The organism is Corallococcus sp. AB018 (assembly GCF_003986945.1).
Taxonomy (GTDB): Bacteria; Myxococcota; Myxococcia; order Myxococcales; family Myxococcaceae; genus Corallococcus; species Corallococcus exiguus.
The window spans coordinates 17,257-41,518 of sequence record NZ_RAWR01000009.1 but is presented as its reverse complement, the minus strand read 5'-3'; the positions used below and the strand labels follow the sequence as shown (position 1 = coordinate 41,518).

Here is a 24,262-nt window from a genome sequence, read left to right as displayed (position 1 = left end):
GCTTCAAAGCCGGCTCAGGCGCAGTAGTACGTCGGGGCCAGCTCCAGCACGCGCTGCTCCGCGAGGGGAGAGAGCGCGCGCAGGCGGGAGAGGAAGAGAGGGGCCTTCATTCCCATCCCGATGAAACCCCAGACATACGAACGCTCCTGGGACTCGGACAACTGCTGGCGTTCGGTGGGCGTGAACGTGCGCCCCACCGCCTTCTCCAGCGTCTGGAGGTCCAGCGCGAGCTGCGCGTTCAGGGTGCCGCGCAAGGCCTGGAGCAGCTCCGAGTATTCAGTCAGGGCCGCGTCCAGGGCTTCGGGCGCCTGGGCGAGGATCTTCTGGGCCTCCAGGAAGTCCAGCCGGGTGTGCTGCGCCTCTTCCAGCCAGTGGTGCTTGAGCAGGTTGCAGAACAGCGGATCCAGCGTCTCGTCTTTGTTTCCGCGAACCGTCTCCTGGTAGTGCTGCTGCGTCATCAGCTCCATGTGCAGGTTGAAGATCAGCACGCCCAGGTTCGACTTCGCCATGATGGCCCGGGCCACCTCCACCTGGTTGTCGAGCAGGGCAGGGGCGACCTTGAAGCCCTTCGCGAACGCGCCGGTGAAGCGCGCGAAGAGCTGCTGGTGCTTCAGCTCCTCCTCGGTGAAGCGCAGCAGCGCCCGCATGTGCGTCGGGTTCCCGTGAAGCTCCAGGCCGGCGCGCTGGGCGGCCAGGGCGACGGCGTACTCCTCCAGGAACAGGAACAGGTGCGCGTAGCTGTTGGAGCGGATGTGGTTCAACATCAGCCGCTCCTCCGCGCTCAGGAAGGGAATGTCTTCCGTGCCGGTCAGCGCATCCGAAAGGAACCGGTGGCTGAAGTCGAGCACGGTGTCCTTGGGCAACAGCTCATCCAGACGCCAGGACACCCGTTCGGAACTCTGGATACAGGACTGGTACTCCGGGGTTTGATTGAGCATTGATGAATCAAACGGGTTTTCCCAGCCTTGGGTCAATGGTTGGGACTTCATTCCTACTCACCGCGGTGGGTCATTCCTGCCTGGGATTGGGTTGAGAGGGAGGGGTGGGCTATGAAGTCGCCATGCCCAGAAACCTCGTTCTGCCTTTGTTCGCGCTGCTCGCGTTCGTCGGCTGTACCCACCAGGTGCGGCCGAGCCCCGCGCCCATGTCCAACGCGGGGACGCCGCTGGCGCTTCGCGCGCGCTACTTCATCTCCCCCGAGCAGAAGGCGCGCATCGACTCGGACAGCTACTTCGTCCTGGGCGCCGGGCACACCTGGAACATCACCATTGGCGAAGGGCTCACGCGCAGCTTCCCGCAGATGATGGGCACCGTCTTCCAGTCCGTCCAGGAGGCGTCCAGCCCTGATGACATGGGCGACGCGGACGTGCTCATCGTCCCGGAGATCCAGTACTTCGACGTCAACGGCGGTGGCTTCGTGTCGCAGTTGAAGCTGACGGTGCGCTCCCGGGGGACCCAGGACGCCATCCAGGTGAGTGACCTGATCGAGGGCGAGTCCCAGAAGAGCAAGGCGGCCTCGGCGTGGTTGGGTGGGGCGTCCGCGGGGCAGGAGGCCCTGCGGCAGTCCACCGAGCTCGCCTTCGAGGACGTGATGCCCAAGGTCGCCACCCGCCTGCGCGAAATCTTCGCCAAGACGCAGGCCAAGGCGTCTCCGGGCGTGCTCTGACCCAAGTCTCCAGCGTCAACACACGTGAACACTCGAGGGCCCGGAACCAACCGTTCCGGGCCCTTTGTTTTTCCCAGACACGCTAACGCGCTGCGTATTGAGACCCCGGAATCCGGGGCCTACAAGGTTCCTTGTTGTCAAAGTGCCAATAGGCGCGGAGGCCGTGTATGAGACTGCGATGGAGCCGTACGTGGGCGTGTCCGAGTTCGCTGGTCCTCTTCCTGGTCAGTGCCGCGGCTGCCGCGGCTCCCTTACCGCTGCTGGAGACCACGGCGGTGCGGTCGCCATTCGTGGCGGCCTGCAATGGGAAGCCGGACTCAACGCCGTTGCCGGTGGATCCGCGCACGCTGGTGGTGCCGGGCGTCAACAAGCCGGGGGCGGCGGTCCAGTTCAACGCGTACTGGGTGGATCTGCACAATCCCCCGGCGCCGTTCGTCTCCACGCTGCCGCCCAATCCCACGACGTGCGGTGAGTTCCGCGCGAGCGTGGCCCGGGGGCGCAACAACATTGAAACGCGCGCCTACTTCCAGCCGTTCACCACCTCGCTCGCCTACTACAACCTCTACCTGCTCTGGGGCTTCCTCATCCGCCCTTCGGACTTCGACGAGCAGGTCATCAAGCGTTACGGCATGGCGAAGGCGCCGTTCCGCAATCCCTATCCGCTGCCGTGGGAGAACCCCAACCTCACCAACGGCGGCAGCGGCCAGCTCCCCCTGGGGCTCGTGCAGGAGAAGGACTCGAACGGGCGCTATACGGGCGCCATCAGCTCCAGCTGCTCGGGGTGCCACGACTCGCGGTTGGGGACCGAACAGGAGGCCGGCTTCGTGTGGGGGCGCACGAACGACGCGCTGGACGCGGGGTTGATCCAATCCGACTTCTTCCGCTCGACGGGCGTGGGCACCGTGCTGCAACTGGCGCCCGTGCCCTGGAGCGTGGGCCGCGGCACCAGTGACGCCATCGGCATCGTGGACCTGCTGCCCGCGCTCTTCGACATGGACTCGCTCGCGCTGGCGCCCAGCCTGCTCGAATACTTCCCCTCCCACGCGGGCGGCCAGTCCCGCGCGCCCAGCTGGTGGCACCGCGCCTTCAAGACGCGGCAGTTCTGGGATGGCGCCCTCACGTCGGACAACGTCCGCTCGGAGATGGCCTTCAGCATCGCGAACCTGGGGCGCACGCCCGCGCAGCGCCGGGCGATGACCGTCGAGTTCGAGGACAACGACAACTTCTTCATCTCGATGTCACCCCCCACGTACCCGAAGACGGTCAACACCGCGCTCGCCGAGCAGGGCGCGGTGCTCTTCCACGAGCGGGACCTGTGGGCCAACGGCGCCAACGCCAACATCCCCAAGGCGCCGGGCAACGGCTCCTGCGCGTCCTGCCACGGCGTCTATTCGCCGCGCCATGCCGCGGACCCTGCGTACCTGCCCGACCCGCGCCTCAAGGGCGTGGCGGGCGTGATTACGCCCATTGAGACCATCCGCACGGACCCCGCGCGCAAGGACCTGATGGCGGACATCCGCAAGCGCAAGGCCTGGAACTCGTCCTTCCTGGCCTACAACGACGAGGCCCCCAACCACGGCCCCTTCTACGACGACATCATCACCAGCGCCCTGCGGCGCGTGCCGCGCAGCGCGTATGACAACGGTCTGGGCCCCGTCTATTCACCCCTGGGGCCCAACGAGTGGATCAGCCCGTTTGGCTACATCGCGCCGCCGCTCTATGGCGCGTGGGCCTCCGCGCCGTTCTTCCACAACGGCAGCGTGCCCACCCTCTGGGACGTGCTGAAGCCGGCGGACCGGCCGTCGGTGTGGAAGCGCCTGCAGACCTCCGCCAACATCCTGGGGACCAACGCGGGCTACGACGCGAGCTACGCGTCCTATGACTTCGGGAAGCTGGGGTGGAAGGTGTCGTCGCTGCCCTGCGCCAACTCCCCGTCCAACGACCCGTTCATCCCGTGCAGCGAGGAGATGGCGACGGCCGACGTGCTCTTCGCGAACATCGCGAACCTGGTCGCCAACTACAACTCGCTCGCCTACCAGTCGCCGCCGCCCATCACCCAGAAGCAGATCCGCTCCCGGATGATCTTCAACACCCACTTCTACGGCATGGGCAACGAGGGGCATGACTTCACCCAGTCGCTCACCGACCCGGAGCGCTGGGCCCTCATCGAATACATGAAGACGCTGTAATCAGAGGGGAGGGGGCGCGGAAAGGGTCCGCGCCCCCTGGCCCGTCACAGGAAGCGGCGGAAGAGGTCCAGCTTCCCCGTGTAGGGCGGGTAGCGCAGCTTCATGTCCAGGATGAACGGCCGCTTCACCACGCTCTTCTTGTGGCTGAAGGCGTCGAAGCTGGACTGGCCGTGGTAGCCGCCCAGGCCAGACTCGCCCACGCCGCCGAAGGGCATCCCCTCCGCGGCGAAGTGGACGCACACGTCGTTGGTGACGGCGCCACCGCTGGACGTCTCCGCGAGCACGCGCTCGTTCACCGCGGCGTCCCGCGCGAAGGTGTAGAGCGCGAGAGGTTTCGGGCGGGCGCGCACGAAGCGGATGGCGTCGTCGACGTTCGCGCAGTCGACCAGCGGGAGCAGGGGGCCGAAGATCTCCTCCTGCATCAGCGGGCTTGTCAGCGGCGCGTCGGTGATGACGGTGGGCGCGAAGAAGCGGCTGGCTGCGTCGCGCTCTCCACCGAAGGCAATGTTCCCATGGGACGCGAGCGCGCTGACGCGCTCGAAGTGGCGGGCGTTGACGATGCGACCGTAGTCGGCGCTCGTGCTCGCGTCGTCGCCGTAGAAGCTCCGCACGGCCTTCTGGACCAGCGCCGTGAAGCGCTCCTGGAGGTCGGAAGGGATGAGCACGTAGTCCGGCGCGATGCAGGTCTGCCCGGCGTTGACGTACTTGCCCCAGGCGATGCGGCGCGCGGTGACCTCCAGGTCCGCGCTCCGGTCGACGATGCAGGGGCTCTTGCCGCCCAATTCCAGGACGGTGGGCGTCAGGTGCCGGGCCGCCGCTTCAGCGACGGTCCGGCCCACCTGCGGGCCTCCGGTGAAGAAGATGAGGTCCCACCGCTCGTCGAGCAGCGCGCGGCTCTCCTCCACGCCGCCCTCCACGACGGAGACGACCTCGGGCGGGAACGCCTCGCCCAGCATCTTCGCGAGCACGCGCGAGGTCGCTGGCGCGTGCTCACCAGGCTTCAACACGGCGGTGCAGCCCGCGGCGAGCGCCCCGATGAGCGGCGCCAGCGACAGCTGATAGGGATAGTTCCAGGGCGCGATGATGAGCGTCACGCCCAGGGGCTCCGCGTACTGCCAGGCCTTCGCCGGTTGGATGACGAGCGGCGCGGAGCCCTTGCGGGGCTCCATCCAGGCCTTCACGTGCTTGAGGGCCGTCTTCAGCTCCCCGTAGATGCTGCCCACCTCCGTCAGGTAGGCCTCCTCCGGGCTCTTCGAGAGGTCTGCCTTGAGGGCGGCCAGGATGGCCTCCTCATGCCTGCGGGCCGTCGCTTCGAGCGCCCGCAGCTGCTCCTGCCGCCATTTCAGCGGGAGCGTGACGCGGGTTTCGAAACAGGCGCGCTGCCTTGAAACGAGTGCCTTCACGTCATGCTCCCGCTGATTCCTCATGGGGCGACCTCTTGTGTGGGTAAGGGGTTACTCGAGCAGCTCTCCACGTTCAGCCTTGGCGACCAGGGACGCGGGCGGCAGGAAGTGCTTCCCGTAGCGCTCCGCCAGCTGGCGCGCGCGGACGACGAAGCCGCGAGGCCCCGTGCCGGAGGGGCCTTCGTAGCCGTTGATGTACTGCACCACGCCGCCCGTCCACGGCGGGAAGCCGATGCCCAGGATGGAGCCCACGTTCGCGTCCGCGGCCGAGCGCAGCACGCCCTCGTCGAAGCAGCGCACCGTGTCGATGGCCTCCGCGAAGAGCATCCGCTCCTTCATGTCCTCGAAGGGGATGGTGTGCCCGGGCTTGGTGTAGTGCTGCGCCAGCCCCGGCCAGAGGTTCGTCCGCTTGCCGTCCGCGTAGTCGTAGAACCCGCCGCCCGTGGAGCGGCCCTTGCGCCCGTGCTGATCGATGAGCGCGTCCATCACCGCGTAGCTGCCGTGGTCCACCCACGGCTGGCCCGCCGCCACCACGGCCGCCTTCGTCTCCTGGCGGATCTTCCGGGGCAGCGTCAGCGTCAATTCGTCCACCAGCTGGAGCGGGGCGGCGGGGTAGCCCGCCTGGAGTCCCGCCTGCTCGATGGACGCGGGCGCGATGCCCTCGCCCACCATGGCGATGGCCTCGTTGAGGAACGTGCCGATGACGCGGCTGGTGAAGAAGCCCCGGCTGTCATTGACGACGATGGGCGTCTTGCCAATCTGCACCGCGATGTCGATGGCCTTCGCCAGCGTCGCGTCACTCGTCTGCTTGCCGGCGATGAGCTCCAGCAGCGGCATCTTGTCCACGGGGGAGAAGAAGTGCATGCCGACGAAGTCCGGCGGCCGCGTCACGCCCTCCGCGAGCAGGCTGATGGGCAGGGTGGAGGTGTTGGACCCCAGCACCGCGTCCGGCGCCACCACGCCTTGAATCTCCTGGAAGACCTTGTGCTTGAGCTTCACGTCCTCGAACACCGCTTCGATGACCAGGTCGCAGCCCGCGAGCGCGGCCGGGTCCTCCGCGGGGGTGATGCGCGCCAGCAGCGCGTCGCCCTTCTCCTTCGTGACGGAGCCCTTGGAGACGGCCTTCTCCACCAGCTTGACGGAGTAGCCCTTGCCCTTCTCCGCGGCGGCCAGGGTCACGTCCTTGAGCACCACGTCGATGCCGGCCTTGGCGCACACGTAGGCGATGCCCGCGCCCATCATGCCCGCGCCCAGCACGCCCACCTTCTTCGCGGTGTGCTGCGGGAAGCCCTTGGGACGGCCGCCGCCGGAGTTGATGTGCTGCATGTCGAAGAAGAACGCCTGCATCATGTTCTTCGCGACCTGACCGACGACGAGCTCCGTGAAGTAGCGCGATTCGATGGTGAACGCGGTGTCCACGTCCACCTGCGTGCTCTCCACCGCCACCGCCATGATGGCGCGCGGCGCGGGCATGTTCGTGCCCTTGAGCTGCTTGCGCAGGTTGGCGGGGAAGGCGGGCAGGTTCGCCGCGAACGCTGGGTGTGAAGGCGTGCCGCCGGGAATCTTGTAGCCCTTCTGGTCCCACGGCTGCTGCGCCTTCGGGTTCGCCTTCACCCACGCCTTCGCCGCGGGCAGGAGCGCGTCCACGGAAGGCACCACCTCATGCACCAGCCCCAGCTCCTTCGCCTCCTGTGGGCGGTAGCGCTGGCCCTGGAGCAGCACCTTCATCAGCGCGTCCGTGATGCCCAGCATGCGCACCGTGCGCACCACGCCGCCGCCGCCGGGCAGCAGGCCCAGCGTCACCTCCGGCAGGCCCACCACCGCGCCCTTCACGTCCGCGAGGATGCGGTGGTGACACGCGAGGGCGATCTCCAGCCCGCCGCCCAGCGCCGCGCCGTTGATGGCCGCGACCACGGGCTTGCCCAGGGTCTCCAGCGCGCGCAGCTGCGCCTTGATCTCCTGGCCCAGGTCGAAGACCTGCTTCGCTTCGCTCTTCTTGACGTTGCGCAGGTCGTTGAGGTCGCCGCCCGCGAAGAAGGTCTTCTTCGCGGAGGTGATGACGACGCCGGTGATGCTGTCCTTCTCCTTCACCAGCCGGTCCACCGCCGCGCGCATGGACTTCACGTAGGCGGCGTTCATGGTGTTGGCGGACTGGGAGGGGTCGTCCATCGTCAAGACGACGATGCCGTCCGCGTCCTGTTCCCAGCGCAGGGTGTTCTGTTCGCTCATGGTGTTCGCTCGAAAGTCTTTGAAAGGGGAGGGAAGGGTCAGACGCGCTCGACGAGGGTGGCCACACCCATGCCGCCGCCGACGCACAGGGTGACGACCGCGCGGCGCGCGTTGCGCCGCTCCAGTTCATCCACCACGGTTCCAAGAATCATGGCGCCGGTGGCGCCCAGCGGGTGACCCATGGCGATGGCGCCGCCGTTGACGTTGAGCTTCTCGTCCGGGATGTCCAGGTCCTTCTGGTACTTGAGGACCACGGAGGCGAAGGCCTCGTTGAGCTCGAAGAGGTCGATGTCCTTCACCGACAGGCCTGCGATGTCCAGCAGCTTGCGGGTGGCCGGCAGCGGACCGGTGAGCATGATGGTGGGCTCCGCGCCGGACGTGGCCACGGCGGCGATGCGCGCGCGAGGCTTGAGGCCCAGCGTCTTGCCCACCTTCTCCGAGCCCACCAGCACCAGCGCCGCGCCGTCCACGATGCCGGAGGAGTTGCCCGGCGTGTGCACGTGATGGATGCGCTCCACCGCGTGGTACTTCTGGAGCGCCACCGCGTCGAAGCCGCCCATCTCACCCATGGTGGTGAAGGACGCGCTCAGCTGGCCCAGCGAGGCCACGGTGGAGTCCGGGCGCATGTGCTCGTCGCGGTCCAGGATGATGAGCCCGTTCTGGTCCACCACGGGGACGACGGACTTCTGGAAGTAGCCGTTCTTCCACGCGTGGGCGGCGCGCTCCTGCGAGCGCACGGCGTAGCGGTCCACGTCCTCGCGGGTGAAGCCCTCCATGGTCGCGATGAGGTCCGCGGAGATGCCCTGTGGCACGAAGTAGGTGTCGTAGTTGGTGGCGGGGTCCATGGCCCACGCGCCGCCGTCCGAGCCCATGGCGACGCGGGACATGCTCTCCACGCCGCCCGCGATGACCAGGTGCTCCCAGCCGGAGCGCACCTGCTGCGCGGCCATGTTCACCGCCGTCAGGCCGGAGGCACAGAAGCGGTTGAGCTGCACGCCGCCGGTGGTGTCCGGCAGGCCCGCGGCCAGCACCAGCGTGCGCGCGATGTCCGCGCCCTGGTCGCCCACGGGGGACACGACGCCCAGCACCACGTCGTCGATGTGCTTCGGGTCCAGGGTGGGGTTGCGCTGCTTGAGCGCGTCCACCAGGCCGACGAGCAGCGACACCGGCTTGGTGCCGTGCAGGGCGCCCTTCTTGCCCTTGCCGCGAGGGGTACGGACGGCGTCGAAGATGAATGCTTCCTGGCTCACGGGGAGCCTCCTTGTGAGAAGGGAGGGGCTACAGGGACCGGGCGACGAGCTCCTTCATGACCTCGTTCGCGCCGGCGAAGATTCGCAGGACGCGGGTGTCCGCGAACAGATGGGCGATGGGGTATTCCTTCATATACCCATACCCGCCGAACAGCTGGAGGCAGCGGTCCACGACGAGGCAGGCCTGGTCGGACACCCAGTACTTCGCCATGGCCGCCGTCGTCACATCGAGTGCGCCTTCCAGGTGGGACGCGACGCAGTCATCCACGAAGGTGCGGCAGACCCGCTGGAGGGTGGCGCACTCCGCCAGCTCGAAGCGCGTGTTCTGCAGGGCGAAGAGCGGCTTGCCGAAGACGTGGCGCTGCTTCGTGTACTCGACCGTGAGCTGGACCGCGCGCTCCAGGCTCGCCACCGCGATGATGGCCGTGGTCAGCCGCTCCTGGGGCAGCTGCTGCATGAGCTGGGCGAAGCCCCGGCCCTCCTCGCCTCCCAGCAGGTTGACGGCGGGGACGCGCAGGTCGTCGAAGAAGAGCTCGGTGGTGTCCTGTCCCTTGCCCCCCAGCTTGTCGAGGATGCGGCCGCGCTGGAAGCCGGGCGTCGTGTCGGAGACCTCCGCGCACAACAGGGAGATGCCCGCATGGCCCGGCTGCCCGGTGCGCACGACGATGATGATGAAGTCGCACACGTGGCCGTTGGAGATGAACGTCTTCGCGCCGCTCACCCGGTAGAAGTCGCCTTCACGCACCGCGCGGGTGGAGATGGCCTGGAGGTCGGAGCCCGTCCCCGGCTCGGTCATGGCGATGGCGCCCACCCACTCGCCGCTGGCCAGGCGGGGCAGCCACTTCTCCTTCTGGGCCTCCGACGCGTAGGCCAGCAGGTAGTGCGCGACGATGGCGCAGTGGACGGGGAAGCCCATGGATGGGTCCCCGGCGCGGATCTGCTCCTCGATGAGGACCGCCTCGTGCGCGAACGTGCCGCCCACGCCGCCGTAGGCCTCCGGGATGGACATGCACAGGAGGCCCAGCTCTCCGGCGCGGCGGTAGAGCGCCTTGTCCGGATGGCCCTGCTCCACGTGCTTGGGCAGGTTGGGGAGGACCTCCTTCGTGAAGTAGGTGGCCGCGAGCGTGCGCACCTGCTCGACGTCATCCGAGCTCCACCGGGGACGTGCCGTCGTCATGATGTCTGTCTCCTAGAGTCCGAAGGTCTTGCCGATGATGTCGCGCTGGATTTCGCTGGTGCCGCCGTAGACGGTGGAGATGACCGTGGCGCGCAGGTGCGACTCCATGTCGTATTCGGTGGCGTAGCCGTAGCCGCCCATCATCTGCATGCCCTCCAGGGCCACGCGCTTGGCGGTCTCCGTCGTCTTGAGCTTCGCCATGGAGGCCTCGCGGGGGAGCATCCGGTCCGGGTGCTCGTCGGCCATGGCCGCCACGCGGTAGACGAGCAGCTCGCAGCAATCCAGCTCCGTGGCCAGGTCCGCGATGCGGTGCTTGAGCGCCTGGAATGAGCCGACGGCGCGGCCGAACTGCTTGCGCTCCTTCACGTAGGCGACGGCGTCGTCGAACGCGCGCCGGCCCCGGCCCAGCATGGACGCGGCGAGCAGGAGCCGCTCGCTGTTGAGCCCCGCCATCAGCTGGGGCCACGCCTGGTCCACGAGGCCGACCACGGAGGACTCCGGCAGGAAGCAGTCCGTGAAGAAGACGTCGTTGACCTCCTTGCCGCCCATCGTGGGGATGCCGCGGATCTCCATGCCGGGCGTGCCCGCGGAGACGCAGAACATGGTGAGGCCTTCATGCCGCGAACCCACGGAGTTCGTGCGCGCCACGAGCAACACGTGGTCCGCGAAGTGCGCGTTGGAGCACCAGGTCTTCTGGCCGTTGACCACGAAGCCCCCGTGCGTCCGGAGCGCGCGGCAGGTGATGGCGGCGGCGTCGGATCCGGCTCCGGGCTCGGAGATGGAGATGGCCTCCACCCGGCCGCGCGCGATGCCGCCGAGGACGGTCTCCTTCTGCACCGGGGTCCCGAACTTCGCGTAGGGGCCCGCCGCCACCGCGGTGGTGATGTATCCGCCCACGGGCGCGAGCCCATAGGCGGTCCGCTCCGCGAAGAGGCACATCTCGGACATGCCTCCGCCGGACCCGCCGTACTCCGTGGGGATTCCCACGCCCAGCCAGCCCAGTTCGGCCATGTGGGCGTAGAGGCCGGGGGCGTGGGCCTCCGTGCCGTCGTGGGTCAGCGCGTCCCGCTGCGCGCGCGTGCCCGTCCTGGCGCGGCAGAACGCGTCGATGGCATCCGCGAACGAGGCTTGCTCCGGGGTTCTCACATGCATGGCGGTTCTCCGAAGGGACGTCAGGCGATCGCGTAGAGCACGGCGATGCGTTCGGCGTACTGCGCGAGCAGCACGCGGCGCTTGAGCTTGAGGGTGACCGTCAGCTCTCCCGTCACCGGGGACCATGCTTCCGGGACGACGTGGAAGCGTTTGATCTGCTCGGAACGGGAGAGGCGGACGTTGGCCGCGGCGACGAGGGATTCCAGCTCGGCCTGGACGGTGGGGTCTCGCGCGAGCTCCTCCAGCGACACCGAGGACAGGCCCCGGGCCTTGGCCCAGAGCGGCGCGGCCTCCGGATCCAGGGAGACGAGCGCCGTCACGTAGGGGTGGCCGTCGCCAATCGCGATGGCCTGGGCCACCAGCGGGTGGGCGCGCAGCATGCCTTCGAGCTTGGAGGGGGCGATGTTCTTCCCGCTCGACGTGATGATCAGCTCCTTCTTGCGGTCGGTGATGCTGAGGAATCCGTCCGCGTCGAGCGTGCCGATGTCGCCAGTGGCGAGCCAGCCGTTCGCGTCCGTCGCGCGGGCAATCTGGCCGTCCGCCGCGAGGTAGCCCATGAACACCACCGGACCGCGCACGAAGATTTCCCCGTCCAACGCCAGCTTGAGTTGGAGCCCGGGGATGGGCCGCCCCACGGAGCCGACTCGGAAGTCGGTGGGAGTGTTGATGGTGGCGCAGCCGGTGGTCTCGCTCATGCCCCAGACCTCCAGCACCTGGATGCCGAAGCCGCCCAGGTACTCGAGGATGTCCACGGGGATGGGCGCGGAGCCGCTGCTCGTCCAATGCAACGCATCCAGGCCCATGGACTTGCGCAGCGGTTCGAGCACGCGCGCTTCGGCGTCCGCGGCCTTCTGCTGGGCCTCCGGCGGCACGGCCCTGCCAGAGCCGCGCAGCCGGAAGGACTCCAGCGCGGCGGCGTGGGCGGCGAGCAGGGGCTCACGCTGGGCGGAGGGGAGCGCGTCCACCTTCAAGCGCAGGCTCGACGCGAGCTTCTCCCAGAGGCGCGGCACGCCGAAGAACGCGGGCGCTCGCGAGCGGGCCAACAGCGGCACCACGCCCGTGGGGTCCGTGCACAGGTGCATGTGCAGCGCTTTGTAGAGCGCCCGGTACAGCCCCAGCTCGCGCTCCGCCACATGCGCCAGCGGGAGATAGGCGATGGAGGGGACGTGCATCGGCACGGGGACGCACTGGTCCACCGCGACGGCTTCATAGAAGGCGTTGAGGTGGCTCAGCACCACGCCCTTGGGGTCGCCGGTGGTGCCGGAGGTGTACATCATCGCCAGCGGATCCTCCGGGCGGATGTCCTTCCAGGCGTCCTCGAAGGACTGGGGGTTGGCCTCGTGGAGGGCGCGGCCTTCGGCTTCGAGCTCCGCGAAGGAGATGAACCGCGAGTCCCCGCGTGGAAGGGCGGAGGCGTCCACGACGACGATGCGCTTGAGGGCGGGGAGCGATTCGAGCACCGGCCACCACCGGGCCAGCTCGTCCGCGCCCTCCAGCACCACCACCGTGGCCGCGCTGTGCCGGGCGACGTAGCCCACCTGTTCGGTGCTCAGGGTCTGGTACGCGGTACAGGAGATGGCGCCCAGGTGGGCCGCCGCATAGTCGATGATCCAATGCTCCGGCCGGCCGGACATCATGATCATCATCCGCTCGCCCCGCTTCAGCCCCAGCACGCAGAGCCCGCGGGTCATCGCGGCGGTGCGCTGACGCAGCTGGCTCCAGGTGAGGGTGCTGTTCCCGGAGGTGAGGGCGGGCGCGTCCGCGTACTCCGTGGCGTTGCGCTGAAGGAGGCGCGGCAGCGTGAGCTGGGCCGCGAGGGACAGGCACTGCGCTTCCAGGTTCGCGTCAAACGCACCCATGGACACACCTCCGCCAGGTCAAAGGACAATCAGGTTGTCTGTCGTGCTTCCTCTTCAGGGATCGACGTACAGGTCGAGCGCTACATCCGGGCCGCCGCCGTAGCGGCTGAAATCAGTGACTCCACCCGCGCGCAGGACGTCCTCGTCGATGAAGGTCTGTCCGGTGCACTCGCGCGGCGGGCGCTGGAGGATGGCCACGGCCGCGTCCGCCATGATTTCCGGCGCGCGGGCCCGCTCCATGGACGCGTCCCCGCCGAGCAGGTTCTTCACGGCGGCGGTGGCGATGAGCGTGCGAGGCCAGAGCGCGTTCGCGCCAATGCCGGCGTCCGCCAGCTCCGCCGCCCAGCCGAGCGTGAGCAGCGTCATGCCGTACTTGGCCATCGTGTACGCCGGGTGCAGGCCCATCCAGTGGGGCGCCAGGTTCACAGGTGGGGACAACGAAAGGATGTGCGCGTGGGACGAGCGCCGCAGGTGCGGCAGCGCCGTGCGCGTGAGCAGGAACGTCCCGCGCAGTTGAATCTGCTGCATCAGGTCGAAGCGCTTGAGCGGGAGCTCTTCGGTCTTCAGCGGGGCCAGGGCGCTGGCGTTGTTGAGGCAGAAGTCGATGCCGCCGAAGCGGGCCACCGTTTCGTCCACGGCGCGCTGCACGTCCGCTTCGTCCCGCACGTCGCCCACCACCGCGAGTGCTTTGCCGCCCGCGGCTTCAATCTCCGCGGCGGCCGTGTGGACCGTTCCCGGCAGACGCGGGTCCGGCGTGCCCGTCTTCGCCAGGAGCGCGACGTTGGCGCCCAGCCGTCCGGCCGCGACACCGATGGCCAGCCCGATGCCACGGCTTCCGCCGGACATGAGCAGCGTGCGTCCGGTGAGCGGGCCCGGACCGGCCATCGGCCGCGTCACTTCTGGGCCTTCGGCTTCGCCGGGGTGGCACGTCCGGGCGTGGCCGTCTGGGCGAGCTGGGGGAGCAGGTCGCGCACGATGAGCAGGAGTGATTCGCTCAGGAGCAGGTGCGTCTCCTCGCGGGTGAGCGTCCCGTCGCGGAGCCACTCGCGGATGGAGGCCTTCACCAGCCCGCTGTAGGAGCGGATCATCGCCCGCTGCCGCGAATCGTTGCCGACCTCGGCCTTGAGCCCCAGGAACTCGAGCGTTCGCGACGCGGCCACGTCGTCCGCCTCGGCGATGATGCGGTCCACGTCCGGATCCGCGCCGATGCTGCCGCTCCCGATGACGGCCAGGTACGTCTTGCCGTGGGTCGCCACGGTGTCCAGGTACCACTCGACGCTGCGCTCCACGCGCTCTCGCAGGGTTCCGGTCATGGGGACGCTCTTTTCGATGCCGGGCATGAGCAGCATTCGCTTCACGACCTTCAAGTAGAGGTCCCGCTTCTGCCCGAAGTAGTGATTGAGGAGTCCCCGCGCGACGCCCGCCTCCTTGGCGATGTCAGTGGTGGAGACGTCCGCGTAGGGGCGCTCGCCGAACAGGCGCATGGCGCACTCGAGGATCTGCTTCCGGCGCTCGTCCGGTTCCAGCCGCTTCCAGCGGGGGGCCAGGGCGCTCATCGCCGGGTCTCCTGCCAGGGGAGGAACACAGGCAGGTCTTGGGTCACCGTCCGGGAGAATCGCGCGGGTCGCTTCTGCATGAAGGCCATGACACCTTCTAGCGCGTCCGGGCTCTCTCCGAGGCTCGCGATGAGCTGACTGTCCAGGGCGAACGCGGGCTCCGGCGAGGGGAGGGCGCTCATCCGGTAGAGCGCCTGACGGATGACGGCCACGGATACCGGCGCGGTTGATTCCACCAGCTCCCGAGCGAGCGTCTGCGCCGCGGTGGCCAGGGCCTCGGGTTCATGGAGGGATTGGACCAGCCCCGCGCTGAGTGCCTCCTCCGCGGGGACGAGCCGCCCGCTCACCATCCAATCCATGGCGCGGCCCAGGCCCACCAGCCGAGGCAGGAACCAGCAGGAGCCCGCTTCCGGGTAGATGCCTCGCCGGCTGAAGACAAACCCGAAACGGCTGTTCCTGGCCGCGAGCCGGAAGTCCGCGGGGAGGATCATCGTGGAGCCCACGCCCACCGCCGCGCCCTGGATGGCGGCGATGACTGGCTTTCTCAACATGAACAGCTGGCGGGCCACGCGCGTCGCGGGTTCGACCCAGGCACCGCCGGGGATGTCTGTGTTCGTGACCTCCAGGGACTGACCGCTGAGGTCCGCTCCCACGCAGAAGTCCTTGCCGGCGCCAGAGAGGATGACCACCCGCACCGCTTCATCCGCGTCCGCCGCGGCGAGCGCGGAGGCCAGTTCATCCGCCATGAGCACGGTGAAGCCATTGCGCGCTTCGGGCCGGTGCAGTTCCACATTGGCGACCCGGTCCGCGTAGGAAACGCGGATGTGTTGGTAGCTCATGGTTGGAAATCCTGGCTCATGTGCTGGGTATAGTGGAGACTTGTTGGCGCGGCGTCAACAGCAAGAGTCATTGCCATCGCCCCGGAGTCTTCGACGTTTCGCGTCATCGATTGCCTGCCCTGGAGCCCGTTCATGAGTGTGGATGCGTTTGGCCTGGAGGGCCGCCGTGCGCTGGTGACGGGCGCCTCCGGAGGGTTGGGTTTGCACTTCGCGGAGGTGCTGTCCCGGGCGGGCGCGGAGGTGGTGTTGGCGGCGCGGCGCTCGGACCGGCTGACCGCGGAGGTGGAGCGGCTGCGGGAGCTGGGGCTGCGTGCCCATGCGGTGTCCATGGACGTGACGCTCGCGGCGTCCGTGCAGGAGGCCGTGGCCGAGGCGGAGGCGCTGGCGGGTGGGGTGCTGGACGTGCTGGTGAACAACGCGGGCGTGTCCGGCGACGGCTTCTTCCTCCAGGTGGAGGAGGCGCAGTGGGACGCGGTCATCGACACCAACCTCAAGGGTTCGTATCTCGTGTCGAAGGCCGTGGCGCGCCGTCTGGTGGAGCGCGAGGCGCCGGGCAGCATCATCCACATCGCGTCCATCCTGGGCCTGCGGGTGGGCGGCGGGGTGGCGCCCTACTGTGCCTCCAAGGCCGGGTTGATCCACCTCACCAAGGCGATGGCGTTCGAATTGGCTCGGCATCGGATCCGCGTGAACGCGCTGGCCCCTGGCTACATCGAGACGGACTTCAACCGGACCTTCTTCGGGAAGGACGCGGGACAGAAGCTGCTCGCTCGCATTCCCTTCCGGCGGCTGGGACACATGCGGGAGCTGGATGGGCCGCTGCTGCTGCTGGCGTCGGAGGCCGGCAGCTACATGAGTGGTTCTGTCATTGAAGTGGATGGTGGCCACCTCTGCTCCACCTTGTAGTCCTTCCTTCGGACTGGTGACTCCATGGACTTCTCGCTGTCCCCTGAAATCGAAGCGTACCGGCTGCGCGTGCGTGAGTTCGTGGCCACGCACGTGCTGCCGCTGGAGAAGCAGCCGGATGCGTTCGACGCGCACGAGAACCTCCGCGAGGAGGTGGTGGCTCGGGTGCGGGAGCTGGCCCGCGCGCAGGGGCTCTGGGCCTTCCAGATGCCCAAGGCTCGCGGAGGGCAGGGGCTGGGCGTGGTGGGCATGGCGGCCTGTTACGAGGAGGCGGCGCGTTCGCCCTTCGGGCCCGTGATGTTCAACGCCGCGCCCCCGGATGACGGCAACATGATCGTCCTGGAGAAGGTGCTCGCGACGGAGGCGCTGAAGCAGCGCTGGTTGCAGCCGCTCATCGACGGCCGGGTGCGCTCCGCCTTCGCGATGACGGAGCCGGATGGCTGCGGCTCCGACCCGTCACTCACCTATACGCGGGCGGAGAAGCAGGGCGACGAATGGGTGCTCACGGGCCGCAAGTGGTTCATCACCGGTGCCCAGGGCGCGCAGCACTTCATCGTCGTGGCGCGCACCTCCGACGACGAGCGCAAGGGACTCACTGCGTTCCTCTTCGACGCCAGTCAGCCTGGATGGCGTATCGAGCGGCGCATTCCCATCATGGGGCCCGAGGAGCACGGTGGTCATTGCGAGCTCGTCTTCGAGGGGCTGCGCATTCCGGACGAACATCGCCTGCTGGGCGTGGGTGATGGCCTCAAGGTGACGCAGATCCGTCTGGGCACGGCGCGCCTCACGCACTGCATGCGCTGGCTGGGATTGGCGAAGCGGTGCCTGGAGGAGGCGGGCGGTTACGTCTCGCGGCGGATGAGCTTCGGGGAGACCCTGGCTCAGCATGAGGGCGTGCAGTGGATGTTGGGCGACGCGGCCAAGGACATCCACATCGGGCGGCTGCTCACCATGAGCGCCGCCTGGAAGCTGGACCAGGGGGACTTCGCGCGCACGGACATCTCCATCGCGAAGATCCACGTGGCGGATGCGCTGCACAAGGCCGCGGATACGGCCATCCAGTTGATGGGCGCGCGCGGCTACTCCAAGGACACGCTCGTTGAATGGATCTACCGGTACGCGCGTCAGGCGCGGTTGGTGGATGGGGCCAGTGAAATCCACAAGATGGTGCTGTCGCGTGCCTATCTGTCGGAGGGCGCGGACTTCTTCCGGTGGGGCGTGGGATGACGATGCGCGAGGAACACAGGCACGCGCTGGAGTCCTTCCTGGCCACGAAGGCGGAGGCCCGCGAGGTGCGGCTCGTCGATGCGCGCCTGCTCTCCGGGGGCGCCATCCAGGAGAACTGGCTGCTGACGGCTGTGGTGAGCGGAGGGCCGCATGAAGGCGTGCTGGAGTGCGTGCTGCGCTCCGATGCGGCCTCGGGCGTCTCCGTGTCGCACGACCGTGCCCAGGAGTTCGCCCTGCTGCGAGAGGCCTTCCGCGCGGGCGTGACGGTGCCGGAGCCGCTGTGGCTGGGAGATGGCTCCGTGCTTGGGCGCGCTTTCTTCGTGATGCGCAAGGCCCGGGGGATCGCCGCCGGGCATCGCATCGTGAAGGACCTGGGGCTGGGCGGAGACCGCGAAGCGCTGACCGAACGGCTGGGTGCGGAGCTGGCGCGGCTGCATGCCATCCGTCCTCCCGTGGAAGCCCTGTCCTTCCTCCCGGTGCCCGCGCTGTCGCCCGCGCTGCGGGGCGTGAAGGAGTTCCAATCCTTCCTGGACGGCCACCACACGGCGTTTCCCGCGCTGGAGTGGGGGATCCGCTGGCTGGAGCGGCATGCGCCAAAGACTCCGGAGCTGGTGCTGACGCATCGCGATTTCCGCACCGGCAATTACATGCTGGACGAAGCCGGCCTCACGGCCGTGCTGGATTGGGAGTTCGCGGCGTGGTCGGACCCACTGGAGGACCTCGGGTGGTTCTGCGCGCGGTGCTGGCGCTTCGGCCAGTTCGACAAGGAGGCGGGAGGCATTGGCTCCCGTGAGGCGCTGGCGCGCGGCTATGCGCGCGTGAGCGGCCGCACGCTGGATTGGGAGGCGGTGCGCTACTGGGAGGTCTTCGCCCATGCGCGGTGGGCGGTGATTGCCCTGCAGCAGGGCGAGCGTCACGTCTCCGGCCGCGAGCCCTCGCTGGAGCTGGCGCTGACGGCGCATGTCGTGCCGGAGCTGGAGCTGGAACTTCTTTCGATGACGGGAGGACGGAATGCGTGAACAGCCGGACGGGGCCGCGCTGCTGGCGATTGCTCGCGAGGTGCTGCTCCGGGAGCTGCTGCCCGGGCTGCCGGAGGACAAGGTCTACGCGGCGCGGATGATCGCCAATGCGATGGGTATCGCGGAGCGGCAACTCCGCGCGGGTGACGAGCCCCAGCAGGAGGAACGCGGGGCGCTGTCGGTCCTGCTCCAGCGCGAAGGGGGGCTCGCGGAGCTGAACCGCGAGCTGGCGGCGCGGATCCGCCAGGGCGGGTTTGATGGAAACCGCGAGGCCTGGTCGCTGCTCTGGGACTCCACCCTCCAACGCGTCCGGGAGAGCGCACCGAAGGCCCTGCCGGCCTCCGACCGCATGGGGTAGAGGTCGGGGCATGAAGAAGAAGGCGTCCCCGTCTCCCGCCCGCGACCTGCCGTTCGAAATCTTCACCTGGTCCCAGGTTCGCGACGAGGTGAAGGCCCCTGGCAATCGCGAGGATGACTCGGACCGCGTGCTCGTCCTCACCGGGAATGTCGTCATGCCCTACGACCTGGGGCTGGACTTCCACCAGGGAATCTTCGCGCAGGACGACGACGATGAGCCTCCGTTCACCGGCCTCATCGTGCGAGGCAACCTCACCGTCGAAGGCTGCGTGCTCAACTGGGAGAACGACTTCGGCCCGTTCCTCCAGGTGCACGGCAACCTCGTCGCGAAGCGCATCGCCATTGGCGGTGCCCGGATCCATGTCACCGGCGACTTGACGACCGAAGACCTGGTGGCGGTCTACAACCACGGCAGCGTCTCCGTGGGCGGCAACCTCAAGGCCCGCACCCTTGCCTCGCATTACTCCTTCAAGGTGGCGGGCGCTGTCGACGCGCATCGCTACCTGGGTCAGGACTCGAAGGTGTTCGCGGTGGCCGGCGGGGTGGAGGACGTGAAGGACCCCTACGAAGGGAAGGGCGTCTTCGTCCCGTCGGTGGTGAGGGACGGCCGCGTCGATCTGGAGAAGGTGCGGGAACGGCTGGCGGACGGCAAGCCCGTTGCCCGCGACGCGTTCACCAGCATCCGGGAGGCGTTCCGTCAGCTCGTCGCGAAGAAGAGCGCGGAGCCCGACAAGGTCAAGAGCCTGACGCTGGAGGACAAGGGACTCACGTCCCTTCCGGAGGAGCTCTTCCTGTTCCGCAAGCTGGAGAAGCTCAACCTCCGCCGCAACAACCTCCGCACGCTCCCGGAAGAGCTGGGGCAGCTCACGGAGCTGCGCGAGCTGGACCTGCGGAGCAATGGCCTGTTGGAACTGCCCGAGTCCATCGGCGAGCTCAAGAAGCTGCGGGTCCTGGACCTGGAGGCCAACTGCCTCTGGCGGCTGCCGGAGTCACTGGCCGGATGCGTCGAGCTGCGGCGGGTGAACCTGGTCAACAACCCCTACGCCTACGTCCGGTGGGCCTTCGGGAGCTGGCGGAAGGTCCAGCTCATGTTCGACTTCCCGGAGGTCCTCACGCGGCTGCCGAAGCTGGAGGTGCTCACCTTCGAGGGAACGCCGCTGCGCACGCTGCCGACGCGGCGCTTCGACAGCACGACCTTGAGCAAGGCCACGGTCCTCCATTCGCTGGTGACACAGGTGGATCCGGAGCTGCACGGCCAGCTCCAGGTGGACGTGGAGCGCAGCCGCGAGAAGGCGGCGGCCTATATCGGCTACTGGTTCAAGCCGGAGACCGTGCGCCTGGAGTCCTTCTATGACGCGAAGGCGGACCGCTACGACTTCGCGGAGGCCCTCGCGCTGCTGGCGCTGCTGCTGCGCATCAACATCCCCACGGCGGCGCCCTACGAGGAATCGCTGGAGAAGTTCCGCGTGCAGAGCGAGTCGATCGCCCGGCACCTGGACTGGGACGGCGACAAGCCCCGGCACGTCCACGCGCTCTTCGGAGCGCTGCGCGACGCGCTGGGCCCCCTGGGCGAGCCGTATCCCGGCGACGCGCTCATCGCGGGCCTGCGGGACGTCTTCGCGGCCCGCGCTGGCTGATGCCCCCTGGTGACGCCAGACATCAGCTGGTGAATGGCGTCATCGCGAAGGGCGGGGATCGCCTGGCCCAAGTGACTGATTTCACGGAGTCCAGGGGCTGGCATGCGTCCTGCTCTTGGGTCCCGGCATGTCCATCTCCTCCCTGAACCGCGCGTCCTCCTTCCAGCCTTCCTCGAGCATCTCCCAGCTCAAGCCGGCCGCCGCTCCGGCTCAGGGTGTGGTGGGGGCTTCGGTTCAGCAGCCCCGGAACGACCTGCGCCGGATGTTCATGGCCGACTCGTTCGAGCAGGGCCCGAGCAAGGTGGGCGGTGCCTCCGGGGACTTCCAGAAGCAGCTGTCGGAGGTCGTGGCCCAGCTCACGCAGCTGGTGAAGCTCCTCCAGACGCAGTCGCCCGCGGGCCTGGGCCAGGGCGCCGAGGGTGCCGCGTCCGCGGTGGGCGGCGTTGGCGGTGCGGCTCCGGCGCAGCAGGCGGCTCCCTTGTCTTCGGCCTCCACCTTCGAGGCTCCCGCGTCGGCGGCTCCCCCGACTCCTTCGGCGGCGGCTCCTTCGGCGGCGGCTCCCTCGGCCCAGAGCGCGGCTCCGGCCTCCAGCGCGGCGGCTCCGGCGCACCCCACGTACAACAGTGACGCGGGCCCTGGCTTCGGTCCTCCGTCCGCCGGCTCCACGGAGCCCGCGCCCGCGAACGCGCCGTGGCTCGCGAAGAACAACGTCGGGTCGCCCTACAACAGCAACATGCAGCTCATCGACGAGAGCCAGAAGGGCCAGTTCAAGTACACGAACACCTTCACCAATAAGACCCGCGAGCCGCAGACCATCACGCTCTGGAACAAGACGGGCGAGAACGGGAACCCGAACGACGGGCAGAACTTCGACAAGAGCACGCCCAAGACGTTCACGCTCCAGCCCGGCCAATCGCAGGTGGTGGCGTTCGACAGCAACACCAGCGTGGCGTGGGCCGCGTCGAAGGACGGCACGGCGAAGCCCGGCGCGAACTCCGGTCAGACCTGGGGCGAGGCCACGTTCGCGAACTCCGGCACGGGTTGGAGCGGCTTCGACACCAGCCAGATTGCCCCCGCGGGCCACAACGGCAAGATGTCCATCTCCAACGAGGCGACCGGCAAGACCGTGACGGAAGCCAACGCCTGGCAGACGGAGAAGGACGACCCCGCGCTCCACGACGTGGGCGTCCCCGCCGGTCCGCTGAACCTGCGCACTGAGATTGGCTGAAGCCTGGCCGGCCCGCGCTGACTACAGGCCGAGCGCCGCCTTGCACGTCTTCACATACAGATCCCGGAAGAGGTTGTCCGGGTCCGTGCGCTGCTTCACGGCCTGGTACGTCTCGCGGTTCCAGATGCTCCAGAAGGTCGCCTCGTCGTAGTAGTTGTACGAGATGAGCGTCTTGGTTCCGTTCACGCGCTGGAGCTCGTCCTCCAGCTCCTTGTAGACGTTGCGGCCCGGCGGCTGCGGCATGCCGTACACGGCCAGATCCAGGAACAGTGGGTCGTTCATTCCGGCCCACCACTGGGGTGTCAGCCATTCGTAGTCACGCGTCCGCCGGAAGGGCACGCACCAGACGGGGTAGTGGCGCATCTCGCGGTGGTACCAGTCCATGAAGTCCGCTGAGCGCGAGAAGGGGATGAACACGTCCACGATGACCGGCGGGTCCTTCTTCGGCAGCAGCTGGGTGAAGCGGTTGGCGGTCCTCAGCACGCTGTCGGAGTGGATGAACTTTCCGAACAGCGCCCTCGCGAGCAGGTTCTGCGGCCGGGCGTGCGTGACGCCCCGGTTGTAGCGGAAGAGGTAGTCATACGTCGTGAGGTAGTCCTCGCTCCGGCGCGGGATGGTCTCGCAGTACGCGGTGAGCCATTCGTAGCGGCTCACGTACGGCGCCCGGTCCACGAAGTGGCCCACGCACAGCACGTGCTTCGTGGGCGAGAAGATCTGCCCGTCCAGGTAGTCCGCGCCCGGCTCCTGGAAGTGGTGCCAGATGCCCTGCTGGAAGGACTCCAGCGTGGAGTGCGTCTCGTTCGTCACCCGCACGTAGGGCGCTGCTCGCGTGAGCTTGAAGCGCACCTTGGACAGGATGCCCAGCGTTCCGAACGAGCCGTGCATCATCTGGAAGAGGAGCGGCTCCTCCTTCGGCGAGCAGCGCAGCACGTCCCCCTTCGCGGTGATGACCTCGTACTCCAGGCACGTGTCGTGGAAGCCGCCCTGTCGGAAGGACATGGACTCGATGGAGCACCCCGCGATGGCGCCCCCGAGCGTGATGGTCTTGTGCTCGGGGACGATGAACGGGACGAGCCCGTGCGGCAGCGTCGCGCGCACCACCGCGTCGAAGGTGGCGGCGGGCTCGGCGGTGCAGGTCATCCCCACGGGGTCGATGTCGAGGATGGCGTCCAGGTCCCCCAGGTCCACCTTCTCGTCGCGACGCCGCGAGTCGAACCGCTTGGGCACGCTGTGGGGCGGGGACTTCTTCTTGAAGGACGCGGGCCCCGTTCCCTTTCGCTGCCGCAGCTGCCGGGCGATGGCCTCCACCTTCGCTTCGTGAAGCGACACCGTCCGGGGACCGCCTGACACCGACTCCGTGAGCATCCATTTCCTCCGTTGGCGGAAGGGTGGGGATGCCGCGGCGCGTGGTGAGCCCTTGCCTGTCGGAGCGGGGCCAACCCGGACGCCCGCCCACCGGCCGGGCGTCCGGGCGAATGATACTGCTCAGGTGGCTTCGAGCCGACGGCGCAGCTCCGTGGTGCTCACCTCTCCCGTGCCGTCCCGGTCCATCAGTGACTGGCCATCCGCGGAGTAGAGCGCCGGGCGCTGGTACAGCATGCGCAGGGCGTGCAGGTGCGGGTAGACGATGGAGGACTTGAGGCTCAGCTCCCGCAGGTGCTTGCGCAGGAGCGGGGCGTACCTGGGGCTCTGCGCCGGGAAGATGTGGTGCTCCTGGTGGTAGCTGAAGTTGAAGTGCATCCAGTTCATCAGCGGGTGGGTCTCCACGCTGGCGGTGTTCACGAAGGGGTTGTCCGCCTCCTCCGCCGCGGGCTGCATCCAGTGGTTGGTGGCGATGTAGATCATCAACGTGACGTTCCCGATGAGCAGCGGGAGCACCAGCGCGTAGAACGCCGCGCGGGGCCCCAGGACCCACCCGAGCGCCACCCAACCCACGGTGACGAGCACCGTGAGCACGCGCTCCCGGGCCCGGTGCAGGTGCACGTGCTGGAACGCGGGCAGCCGGCAGTGGTGCCAGAGGAAGGCCTGGCCCTGCGCGGTGAAGAAGACGCTGAAGCTGATGAAGCTCAGCCAGTGTCCGGACCCAGGGGACATGGCGTGGAACAGCTTCGCGAATCCCTGGGTGTGCCAGTCTGTCCTCCGCGGGAGGATGTCCGGATCCCTCACGAGGACGTTGGCGGCGCTGTGGTGAGCCTGCACGTGCCAGGCCCTCCAGTTGCCCGGTGTCACCAGGAAGGGCGCGAAGCCCACCCAGCCCAGCAGGCTCTCCCACTTGCGGCTGTGGAACACCGAGTGGTGCAGGGCTTCATGCGCGGCGAGCCCCACGGCGGTGACGAGCTGTCCCAGCGCGAATGCAATGAGCAGACACGCCCAGTGGGGCAGCGTCCAGGTGCCGAGCACCCAGATGAGCGCCGCCTCCACGGGCACCAGGCAGAGCGCGACGATGCCGCGCAGGGGTTGTCGTTCGAAGGCCTCCGGGGGCAGCACGCGGCGCAACTCCGAGCGGAGCCGTTTGGCGTCATCCGGGGGCAGGGGACTGGACGAAGAGAAGTCGTTCATGGCGGTTGC

At 68.4% G+C, this 24,262-nt stretch carries 20 protein-coding genes; 8 read left to right on the top strand and 12 right to left on the bottom strand.

The features are described 5' to 3' along the window. Window positions 1-14: 14 nt before the first annotated feature. Complete coding sequence (locus D7Y11_RS03595; protein ID WP_126933016.1) at window positions 15-938, bottom strand: hypothetical protein; 924 nt, start codon at window positions 936-938, stop codon at window positions 15-17. A gap of 122 nt (window positions 939-1,060) precedes the next feature. On the opposite strand from D7Y11_RS03595, the gene D7Y11_RS03590 reads away from it, so the two are divergent. Beyond that, window positions 1,061-1,666, top strand: a complete 606-nt coding sequence (locus tag D7Y11_RS03590; protein ID WP_126933015.1) for a hypothetical protein — start codon at window positions 1,061-1,063, stop codon at window positions 1,664-1,666. A gap of 275 nt (window positions 1,667-1,941) precedes the next feature. After that, a complete protein-coding gene (locus tag D7Y11_RS03585; protein ID WP_304485875.1) occupies window positions 1,942-3,855 on the top strand; it encodes a hypothetical protein in 1,914 nt (637 codons plus the stop codon). Between the two features lie 44 nt (window positions 3,856-3,899). Here D7Y11_RS03585 and D7Y11_RS03580 read toward each other — a convergent pair whose 3' ends face one another. From D7Y11_RS03580 to D7Y11_RS03540, 9 genes are read right to left on the bottom strand one after another with little or no spacing between them, the layout of a single operon-like run. Then, the gene (locus D7Y11_RS03580; RefSeq protein ID WP_126933014.1) at window positions 3,900-5,282 is read right to left on the bottom strand and encodes an aldehyde dehydrogenase family protein; all 1,383 of its coding nucleotides are present in this window, start codon (window positions 5,280-5,282) and stop codon (window positions 3,900-3,902) included. 27 nt (window positions 5,283-5,309) lie between these two features. Then, window positions 5,310-7,487: a 3-hydroxyacyl-CoA dehydrogenase NAD-binding domain-containing protein gene (locus tag D7Y11_RS03575; RefSeq protein ID WP_120578056.1), complete on the bottom strand. Its 2,178-nt coding sequence runs from the start codon at window positions 7,485-7,487 to the stop codon at window positions 5,310-5,312. Window positions 7,488-7,525: 38 nt separating this feature from the next. Continuing rightward, window positions 7,526-8,737, bottom strand: a complete 1,212-nt coding sequence (locus tag D7Y11_RS03570; protein WP_126933013.1) for an acetyl-CoA C-acetyltransferase — start codon at window positions 8,735-8,737, stop codon at window positions 7,526-7,528. A 28-nt stretch (window positions 8,738-8,765) separates the two neighbouring features. Then, entirely contained in the window at window positions 8,766-9,914 is a 1,149-nt protein-coding gene (locus tag D7Y11_RS03565) for an acyl-CoA dehydrogenase family protein (RefSeq protein WP_126933012.1), read from the bottom strand. Between the two features lie 12 nt (window positions 9,915-9,926). Beyond that, window positions 9,927-11,066 carry an acyl-CoA dehydrogenase family protein gene (locus D7Y11_RS03560; RefSeq protein ID WP_126933011.1) on the bottom strand — a complete coding sequence of 380 codons (1,140 nt, stop codon included), beginning with the start codon at window positions 11,064-11,066 and terminating at the stop codon, window positions 9,927-9,929. Window positions 11,067-11,086: 20 nt separating this feature from the next. After that, on the bottom strand, window positions 11,087-12,925 hold the full coding sequence (locus D7Y11_RS03555; RefSeq protein WP_126933010.1) for a long-chain fatty acid--CoA ligase: 1,839 nt from the start codon (window positions 12,923-12,925) through the stop codon (window positions 11,087-11,089). A 54-nt stretch (window positions 12,926-12,979) separates the two neighbouring features. Next, a complete protein-coding gene (locus tag D7Y11_RS03550; RefSeq protein WP_126933009.1) occupies window positions 12,980-13,810 on the bottom strand; it encodes an NAD(P)-dependent oxidoreductase in 831 nt (276 codons plus the stop codon). An 8-nt stretch (window positions 13,811-13,818) separates the two neighbouring features. Continuing rightward, entirely contained in the window at window positions 13,819-14,481 is a 663-nt protein-coding gene (locus tag D7Y11_RS03545) for a TetR/AcrR family transcriptional regulator (RefSeq protein WP_120595143.1), read from the bottom strand. Next, window positions 14,478-15,320: an enoyl-CoA hydratase-related protein gene (locus tag D7Y11_RS03540; RefSeq protein WP_126933008.1), complete on the bottom strand. Its 843-nt coding sequence runs from the start codon at window positions 15,318-15,320 to the stop codon at window positions 14,478-14,480. Before D7Y11_RS03540 ends, D7Y11_RS03545 begins: the two co-directional genes overlap by 4 nt. 132 nt (window positions 15,321-15,452) lie before the next feature. On the opposite strand from D7Y11_RS03540, the gene D7Y11_RS03535 reads away from it, so the two are divergent. The 6 genes from D7Y11_RS03535 (at window position 15,453) to D7Y11_RS03510 (ending at window position 21,694) form a co-directional block, all read left to right on the top strand. Then, complete coding sequence (locus D7Y11_RS03535; protein WP_126933007.1) at window positions 15,453-16,226, top strand: SDR family NAD(P)-dependent oxidoreductase; 774 nt, start codon at window positions 15,453-15,455, stop codon at window positions 16,224-16,226. A 24-nt stretch (window positions 16,227-16,250) separates the two neighbouring features. Then, window positions 16,251-17,453: an acyl-CoA dehydrogenase family protein gene (locus D7Y11_RS03530; RefSeq protein ID WP_126933006.1), complete on the top strand. Its 1,203-nt coding sequence runs from the start codon at window positions 16,251-16,253 to the stop codon at window positions 17,451-17,453. Next, window positions 17,450-18,472, top strand: coding sequence for a phosphotransferase family protein (locus D7Y11_RS03525; protein ID WP_233607187.1), 1,023 nt, complete (start codon window positions 17,450-17,452; stop codon window positions 18,470-18,472). The genes D7Y11_RS03530 and D7Y11_RS03525 overlap by 4 nt, the downstream gene beginning before the upstream one ends. Beyond that, entirely contained in the window at window positions 18,465-18,830 is a 366-nt protein-coding gene (locus D7Y11_RS03520; protein ID WP_126933005.1) for a DUF6285 domain-containing protein, read from the top strand. Before D7Y11_RS03525 ends, D7Y11_RS03520 begins: the two co-directional genes overlap by 8 nt. A gap of 10 nt (window positions 18,831-18,840) precedes the next feature. Next, window positions 18,841-20,466 carry a leucine-rich repeat domain-containing protein gene (locus D7Y11_RS03515; protein WP_126933004.1) on the top strand — a complete coding sequence of 542 codons (1,626 nt, stop codon included), beginning with the start codon at window positions 18,841-18,843 and terminating at the stop codon, window positions 20,464-20,466. Window positions 20,467-20,593: 127 nt separating this feature from the next. Next, the gene (locus D7Y11_RS03510) at window positions 20,594-21,694 is read left to right on the top strand and encodes a hypothetical protein (RefSeq protein ID WP_126933003.1); all 1,101 of its coding nucleotides are present in this window, start codon (window positions 20,594-20,596) and stop codon (window positions 21,692-21,694) included. A 21-nt stretch (window positions 21,695-21,715) separates the two neighbouring features. Here the strand turns inward: D7Y11_RS03510 and D7Y11_RS03505 are convergent, their stop codons facing one another. Together D7Y11_RS03505 and D7Y11_RS03500 are read right to left on the bottom strand one after the other, a co-directional pair. Then, the gene (locus tag D7Y11_RS03505) at window positions 21,716-23,059 is read right to left on the bottom strand and encodes an FAD-binding oxidoreductase (RefSeq protein ID WP_120578042.1); all 1,344 of its coding nucleotides are present in this window, start codon (window positions 23,057-23,059) and stop codon (window positions 21,716-21,718) included. A gap of 120 nt (window positions 23,060-23,179) precedes the next feature. Continuing rightward, on the bottom strand, window positions 23,180-24,253 hold the full coding sequence (locus D7Y11_RS03500) for a fatty acid desaturase (protein ID WP_120578041.1): 1,074 nt from the start codon (window positions 24,251-24,253) through the stop codon (window positions 23,180-23,182). Window positions 24,254-24,262: the final 9 nt, after the last annotated feature.